The sequence below is a fragment of the Mesorhizobium sp. M7A.F.Ca.MR.148.00.0.0 genome, from assembly GCF_003997735.1.
In the GTDB taxonomy this organism is placed as follows: domain Bacteria; phylum Pseudomonadota; class Alphaproteobacteria; order Rhizobiales; family Rhizobiaceae; genus Mesorhizobium.
The window spans coordinates 1-6,762 of the sequence record NZ_RZTB01000183.1; the positions used below are offsets into that span (position 1 = coordinate 1).

At 64.5% G+C, this 6,762-nt stretch carries 7 protein-coding genes and 1 pseudogene; 6 read left to right on the forward strand and 2 right to left on the reverse strand.

All coding sequences use genetic code 11. The features are described 5' to 3' along the window. A pseudogene (locus tag EOB49_RS38200) lies at positions 1-185 on the reverse strand (hypothetical protein); the annotation flags it as partial. Between the two features lie 177 nt (positions 186-362). Continuing rightward, on the reverse strand, positions 363-1,001 hold the full coding sequence (locus EOB49_RS32000) for a LemA family protein (RefSeq protein WP_127320140.1): 639 nt from the start codon (positions 999-1,001) through the stop codon (positions 363-365). A 162-nt stretch (positions 1,002-1,163) separates the two neighbouring features. On the opposite strand from EOB49_RS32000, the gene EOB49_RS32005 reads away from it, so the two are divergent. The 6 genes from EOB49_RS32005 to EOB49_RS32030 all read left to right on the forward strand — a co-directional run bounded on the left by EOB49_RS32005 (position 1,164) and on the right by EOB49_RS32030 (position 6,454). Continuing rightward, entirely contained in the window at positions 1,164-1,415 is a 252-nt protein-coding gene (locus EOB49_RS32005) for a hypothetical protein (protein ID WP_127269645.1), read from the forward strand. Positions 1,416-1,428: 13 nt separating this feature from the next. Continuing rightward, positions 1,429-2,313 (forward strand): pyridoxal kinase PdxY, encoded by an 885-nt coding sequence (gene pdxY / locus EOB49_RS32010; protein WP_127269643.1) that lies wholly within the window; start codon positions 1,429-1,431, stop codon positions 2,311-2,313. Further along, on the forward strand, positions 2,310-3,080 hold the full coding sequence (locus tag EOB49_RS32015; RefSeq protein ID WP_127383325.1) for a DUF429 domain-containing protein: 771 nt from the start codon (positions 2,310-2,312) through the stop codon (positions 3,078-3,080). The genes pdxY and EOB49_RS32015 overlap by 4 nt, the downstream gene beginning before the upstream one ends. A gap of 148 nt (positions 3,081-3,228) precedes the next feature. Then, positions 3,229-3,873 (forward strand): carbonic anhydrase, encoded by a 645-nt coding sequence (locus EOB49_RS32020; protein WP_023811712.1) that lies wholly within the window; start codon positions 3,229-3,231, stop codon positions 3,871-3,873. Beyond that, positions 3,870-4,304 (forward strand): nuclear transport factor 2 family protein, encoded by a 435-nt coding sequence (locus tag EOB49_RS32025; protein WP_127383326.1) that lies wholly within the window; start codon positions 3,870-3,872, stop codon positions 4,302-4,304. The genes EOB49_RS32020 and EOB49_RS32025 overlap by 4 nt, the downstream gene beginning before the upstream one ends. A 95-nt stretch (positions 4,305-4,399) precedes the next feature. Beyond that, the gene (locus EOB49_RS32030) at positions 4,400-6,454 is read left to right on the forward strand and encodes a M3 family metallopeptidase (RefSeq protein ID WP_127383327.1); all 2,055 of its coding nucleotides are present in this window, start codon (positions 4,400-4,402) and stop codon (positions 6,452-6,454) included. Positions 6,455-6,762 lie beyond the last annotated feature (308 nt).

Consider the following 6,762-nt stretch of genomic DNA (forward strand, 5'->3'; position numbering starts at 1 on the left):
GTCAGCGCCGCCTTGGTCGCGGCATCGATGATGCCGGCATTGTCGACGACACGGCCGGTGAGCGCGGGGAGATCGGCGGCGAGGGCGGTGAAGGGGAGGAAGAAGAGGCTTAGAAGAGCGAAAAGGAACCCTAGGCTTGCGTTCCGGGGCGCCCCCCTCTGCCCTGCCGGGCATCTCCCCCTCAAATGGGGAGATTGGCCGTCATCTCCGCTTTCGCCAATTTGCAACGTCGCAAGATCGGCGTCAGCGCCGAAGCTGCCAATCTCCCCCCTCGAGGGGGAGATGTCCGGTAGGACAGAGGGGGGTGTTTGCACGCCAGCAGCCCGTCATTTCGCGGGATTTATTCCGATGACAGTCGACGTTCACCCGCCCTGCTTCGTGCCGAAATCGACCTTCGGCGGCTGCATCTTGTCTTCGGCGACAGTGAAATTGGCAAAGGGCTCATTGCCGCGGAACCAGAAGGTCGCCCACAGCACCGAGGGGAAGGTCCTCAGCGTCAGATTGTAGTCCCTGACCGCCTGGATGTAGTCGCGCCGCGACACCGCGATGCGGTTCTCGGTGCCTTCGAGCTGGGCTTGCAGCGCCAGGAAATTCTGATTGGCCTTGAGGTCGGGATAGGCCTCCGAGACCGCGATCAGCCGCGACAGCGCGCTGGTCAGCCCCGCCTGAGCATCCTGAAACTTCTTGAGGGCTTCGGGATCCTTCAGCGTTTCCGGTGTTACCGTGATCTGCGTTGCCTTGGCGCGTGCCTCGACCACCGCGTCGAGCGTATCCTTTTCGTGCGAGGCATAACCCTTCACCGTCTCGACCAGGTTGGGGATGAGGTCGGCGCGGCGCTGATACTGGTTCAGCACCTCGCTCCATGCCGCCCTGGCGTTTTCTTCCGCAGTGGGGATGGTGTTGTAGCCGCAGCCGGCAAGCAGCGGCAGCATAATCGCCATCATCAGGAAGGCGGGCAGCGTGCGGAAAATGGACGGCGAGGCAAGGCGCTGGGCAAACATGATGGGGTCCCTCGGTAGAAGTTGCACGCGAAGCATTACCACAATCAGCGCGCAAGAAAACCGCCCGGGCCGGCAGCCCTCGCCTGGCACGCCCGATGCCGCTGCAAGGCTCTGTGATTGGCCGTGCGAACGCGATAAGGTCCGGCAAAACGGGACATCATCATGGCGGAGCGCCAAGACAGCGAGAAGGAATCGCGCCGTATCCTCGAGCGCATCGCGCACGAGACGAATCCGGCGGGCGACTCGTTTGCGGGGCGGGCCGCGAAAGGCATGCGCGATCACGTCACCGCGGCCGATGCCGATCGCGCCGATCCGATCGAAGTCTGGGGCACCCGCTTTGGCCGCACGCTGGGCCTGCTGCTGGCGCTGGGCCTGATGGTCTGGCTCGTGCTTTACGTCATCCGGGGCAGTTAGGAATCAAACGACAATGAGCGCCGAACAAACCGACGCGCCGCGTGCGGTCATCGTCATTTCCAGCCATGTCGCGCGCGGCTCGGTCGGCAACCGTGCAGCCGTCTTTGCGCTGGAGACCCTGGGGTTCCCGGTCTGGGCGGTGCCGACCGTCATCCTGCCCTGGCATCCCGGCCATGGACGGGCAACACGGATCGTACCGCCGCTCGACCAGTTCAAGGCGCTGATGGCCGATCTCGAGCGGGCGCCATGGCTGGGTGAAGTCGGCGCCGTGTTGTCCGGCTATCTCGGCGAGGCCGGCCAGGCCGAGGCCGTCGCCTCGCTGGTCGCCGCGGTGAAGGCAAGGACACCCGGCGCTGTCTATATCTGCGATCCGGTGATGGGTGATTCGGGCGGCCTCTACGTGCCCGAGCCGACAGCCATCGCCATGCGCGACCGGCTGATGCCGATCGCCGACATAGCCACCCCCAACCGCTACGAACTGGAATGGATGGCCGGCGCCGCGTTGCCCGACCTGAAATCGGCGATCGCGGCAGCGCTCCACGCCGGACCATCGACCATGCTGGTCACCTCTGCGCCGTCGATGATGACGGGCGGCACCGGCAATCTGCTGCTCGATAGCAGCCAGGCGCTGCTCGCCGAACATCGCCTGATCGACAAGCCGCCGAATGGCCTGGGCGATCTGACGGCGGCCGTCTATCTGGCACGTATCCTATCCGGCCAGCCGCCGGTCAAGGCGCTGCAATCGACGACGGCGGCGGTCTACGAGATCCTGGCGCGCACCGCCAAGCGCGGCGGCGACGAACTGCAGCTCGAAACCGATGCGCAGAGCCTGTCGCATCCGATGGCGATGGTCCAGCTTCGCCACCTCACGCATCCGGGGCGGGGCCGCCGGGCGTGACGTCGACTGAGACCGTGCTTGTCGGCGTCGACGGCTGCAAGGCCGGCTGGATCGCCGTCCGGTGCGCTTTTGGCATGGCACCGTCGGTCGGTGTCTTTGCAACCTTCACTGCCCTGCTCGCATCCCTTCCCGAAGACGCTGTCATCGCTGTCGACATGCCGATCGGCCTGCCCGACTTTTCGGGCAAGGGCGGTCGCGGCCCCGAAGCGCTGGTGCGGCCGCTGCTCGGGGCGCGCCAATCCAGCGTCTTCTCGATCCCCTCCCGTGCCACGCTCTATGCGGAGACCAATGATTTCACCACCATCGAAGCCTGGTATGCCGCGCACATCAGGGCAAGCGAGGTGGCCTTGACCACATCCGACCCGCCGCGCGGAGTCTCGATCCAGACGTTCGGCATTTTTGCCAAGATCCGCGAGATCGACGCCCTGCTGATCGCGCGACCCGATCTGCGCGGCCGCGTGTTCGAATCGCATCCTGAAGTCGCTTTCTGCCGCTTGAACGGCGATCAGGCCATGCAACTGCCGAAGAAGATCAAGGGCAGCATCAATCCGGCCGGCATGGCGGAACGCAAGGCTCTGCTTTGCCGGAATGGCTATGACACGGCCTTTCTCGACCAGCCGCCACCGCGCGGCGCCGCCGCCGACGATTTCCTCGACGCGGCCGCGATGACGCTGATCGCCGGTCGCATCGCCAGCGGTGAGGCACGGCCGCTGCCCGACCCGCCGGGCCGCGACAGCTTTGGCATTCCTGTCGCCATCTGGGCGTAACGCTGTTGGCCAAGGTTGCGCTCGATGCATGGCATTTCTAGCCAGCCCTCATAATTCTGCATTGCTCGCGACCGGCTTTTGCCGCTAGAGCCTCTCTAGACCGCAACGAGCTGCCGCATCCAACCCGGAAAGGCTCCAGACGCCGCCCATGTCCCATCTCCCTGAACATCTTCTCGCCGGCTACCGCAATTTCATGAATGGCCGCTATCTCACGGAGAGCGGGCGCTATCGCGATCTCGCTCGCGAAGGCCAGGCGCCGGAGACGATGATCGTCGCCTGCTGCGATTCGCGTTCGGCGCCCGAGGCGATCTTCGATGCCGGGCCCGGCGAACTCTTCGTGCTGCGCAATGTCGGCAATCTGGTGCCGCCCTATGCTCCCGACGGCGAGTTCCATTCGACCTCGGCGGCGCTTGAATTCGCCGTACAGAGCCTCAAGGTCAAGAACATCGTCGTCATGGGTCATGGCCGCTGCGGCGGCATCCGTGCAGCGCTCGACACCAATTCCGCGCCGCTTTCGCCGGGCGACTTCATCGGCAAGTGGATGAGCCTGATCGCGCCGGCGGCCGAAACCGTCTCCTCCAGCACCTTCATGACCGCGTCGGAGCGCCAGACCGCGCTGGAGCGCATCTCGATCCGCTATTCCATCGCCAACCTCAGAACCTTTCCCTGCGTCTCGATTCTCGAGGGCAAGGGGCGACTGTCGCTGCATGGGGCCTGGTTCGATATCTCGACCGGCGAACTCTGGACGATGAACAAGGAAACCGGCGATTTCGAACGGCCGGAGCTGGGATGAACACAGCGGCGCGCAAGGTGGTAAACATCAGGTCGGCCGCTTTGACGGCGGCCGCGCTGCTGATAGCGATTATTGCCGCCCGCGCCGATGATCCTGCCCTCATCAGCCGCTGGTATTCGGCGCTGCTGGTCGCCGACCGCACCGAACTGTCCGACCTGCTCGCCGATGATGTCCGCATCAAGCTGGACGACCTCGGCATCGTGCAAAGCAAGCAGGAATTCATCGCCTCGATGGACGAATGGAAAGGTGCGGTTGCGGGCGCAGCGATCCGGCATCGAATCGAAAAGAGCGAAGGCGGGGTCACCACCGTGGTCGCCTGCTACGACTTTCCCAACAATGACAAGCTCATGCATGAGACTTTCGCGGTGACCGACGACCGCATCACCGCCAGTTCGCAAGCGGCAATCGCCGAGACGTGCGACGGCTTCTGACGCCATCCTGAGGGCCGAGCCGTTGCGCCTTGCGAGGCCTCGCCCTACATCGGGGACGACCAAACCTCTCCCCGTCAACGATCGAAAGACTGTCCATGCCTTCCACGAAAGCCGTCGACCTCGCCGCCCATCCGCTGACCGCGTGGCAAGGGCCGCTCGGCCTGCCCGATTTCACGCGCATTGGCGACGGCGACTTTTCCCCGGTCTTCGACGCGGCGCTGAAGGCGCACGAGGCCGAGATCGAGGCGATCGCCGGCAACAAGGATGCGCCGACCATCGAGAACACGCTTGCCGCGCTGGAACTCGGCGGCGAAGCGCTCGATCGCGTCTCGTCGATCTTCTGGTGCCGCGCCGGCGCCTACACCAACGAGACGATCCGGGCGCTGGAGCGCGACATCTCGCCGAAAATGTCCAGGCATTTCTCGGCGATTTCGATGAATGAGCGGCTGTTTGCCCGCATCGACGATCTCTACCAGCGCCGCGAGAGCCTGAAGCTCGACGCAGAGACCCTGCGGGTCCTGGAAAAGACCTGGAAGGGTTTTGTCCGCTCCGGCGCCAAACTCGATGCCGACGGCAAGAAGCGGCTGGCCAAGATCAGCGAGGAATTGTCCTCGCTCGGTACCAGCTTCGGCCAGAATGTGCTGGCCGACGAGAGCGACTGGGCACTGTTCCTCGATGAGGCCGACCTTGCCGGCCTGCCGGACTTCGTGAAAAGCTCGATGGCCGAAGCCGCCGAGATACGCGGCCAGAAGGGCCGCTACGCCGTCACCCTGTCGCGCTCGATCTACGAGCCGTTCTCGACCTTCTCCGAGCGCCGCGATCTGCGCGAGATCGCCTTCCGCGCTTTCACCATGCGCGGCCAGAATGGCGGCGCCACCGACAACACGAACGTGGTGCGCGACATGCTGCGCCTGCGCGCCGAGAAGGCAAAGCTGCTCGGCTACGCCTCCTTCGCCGCGCTGAAGCTCGATGACACCATGGCCAAGACGCCGAAGGCCGTGCACGCGCTGCTCGATCCGGTGTGGGAAAAGGCGCTGGAGAAGGCAGCAAGCGACCAGATCGAATTGCAACGGCTGGCGACGGAGGCCGGCAGCAACGAAAAATTTGCTGCCTGGGACTGGCGTTTCTACCAGGAGAAACTGCGCGCGGAAAAATTCGCCTTCGACGAGGCGGAGCTGAAGCCCTATTTGCAGCTCGACCGCATCATCGACGCTTGCTTCGATGTGGCGACACGGCTGTTCGGCATCACCTTCGAGGAGAAGAAGGGCATCGCTGCCTGGCACCCCGACGCCCGCGTCTTCGTGGTGAAAAATGCCGACGGCAGCGAGCGCGGCCTGTTCCTCGCCGATTATTTCGCCCGGCCCTCGAAGCGCTCCGGCGCCTGGATGAGCGCGCTGCAGTCCGGCTACAGGCTCGGCCACGGTGCGAGCCCGGTGATCTACAACATCATGAACTTCGCCAAGCCGCCGGCCGGCGAGCCCGCGCTGCTGTCGGTCGACGAGGCGAAGACGCTGTTCCACGAGTTCGGCCACGCGCTGCACGGCATGCTGACCGACGTCACCTGGCCCTCGGTTTCGGGCACCTCGGTCAGCCGCGATTTCGTCGAACTGCCCTCGCAGCTCTACGAGCACTGGCTGACCGTGCCGGCGGTGCTGGAAAGACACGCGCTGCACGTCAAGACCGGCAAGCCGATGCCCAAGGCGCTGCTCGACAAGATGCTGGCCGCGCGGACTTTTGGCGCTGGCTTTGCAACAGTAGAGTTCACCGCATCCGCGCTGATGGACATGGCTTATCACGCACGGCCGGATGCGCCTGAAGTACCACTTCGTTTCGAAACCGAAACGCTTGCAGAGCTGCACATGCCGGACACCATAGCCATGCGTCACCGCACCCCGCATTTCGGCCACGTCTTCTCCGGCGACGGCTATTCGGCCGGCTATTATTCCTACATGTGGTCGGAAGTGCTCGATGCGGACGCTTTCGCCGCCTTCGAGGAGACCGGCGACCCCTTCAACCCGGCGCTCGCCGAACGGCTGCGCAAGAACATCTACGCCGCCGGCGGTTCGAAGGATCCGGAAGAACTCTACACCGCATTTCGCGGCAAGATGCCGTCGCCCGAAGCGATGATGGTGAAGCGGGGATTGGTGTAGCACCGGATAATCTCCCCCCTCGAGGGGGAGATGGCCGCGAAGCGGCCAGAGGGGGTCGGTTCGACCGGGCTCGGCCTGCTGCGGCAGAAGAAGGTTGGCGCATTATGTCAGGCGACCCCCTCTGTCGGCTTCAGCGACATCTCCCCCTCAAGGGGGGAGATTGCCAGCATCCTTCCAAGGATCCGTCACCCTTGGCCACACCGGCCGCGTCAGCTTCTTGTAATCGGTCACCGCCGGATTGCTGGGATACGAGCTCGGCGCCGAGACATAGATGATCTCGGCGGCGATCGGCTCGAAGCCGGCGTAGA

Bases quoted from the DNA above. Each gene is read 5' to 3' on its own strand.
- EOB49_RS32000 (WP_127320140.1), bottom strand. From the start codon at position 1,001: ATGTTTGCCCAGCGCCTTGCCTCGCCGTCCATTTTCCGCACGCTGCCC.
- EOB49_RS32005 (WP_127269645.1), top strand. From the start codon at position 1,164: ATGGCGGAGCGCCAAGACAGCGAGAAGGAATCGCGCCGTATCCTCGAG.
- pdxY (WP_127269643.1), top strand. From the start codon at position 1,429: ATGAGCGCCGAACAAACCGACGCGCCGCGTGCGGTCATCGTCATTTCC.
- EOB49_RS32020 (WP_023811712.1), top strand. From the start codon at position 3,229: ATGTCCCATCTCCCTGAACATCTTCTCGCCGGCTACCGCAATTTCATG.
- EOB49_RS32025 (WP_127383326.1), top strand. From the start codon at position 3,870: ATGAACACAGCGGCGCGCAAGGTGGTAAACATCAGGTCGGCCGCTTTG.
- EOB49_RS32030 (WP_127383327.1), top strand. From the start codon at position 4,400: ATGCCTTCCACGAAAGCCGTCGACCTCGCCGCCCATCCGCTGACCGCG.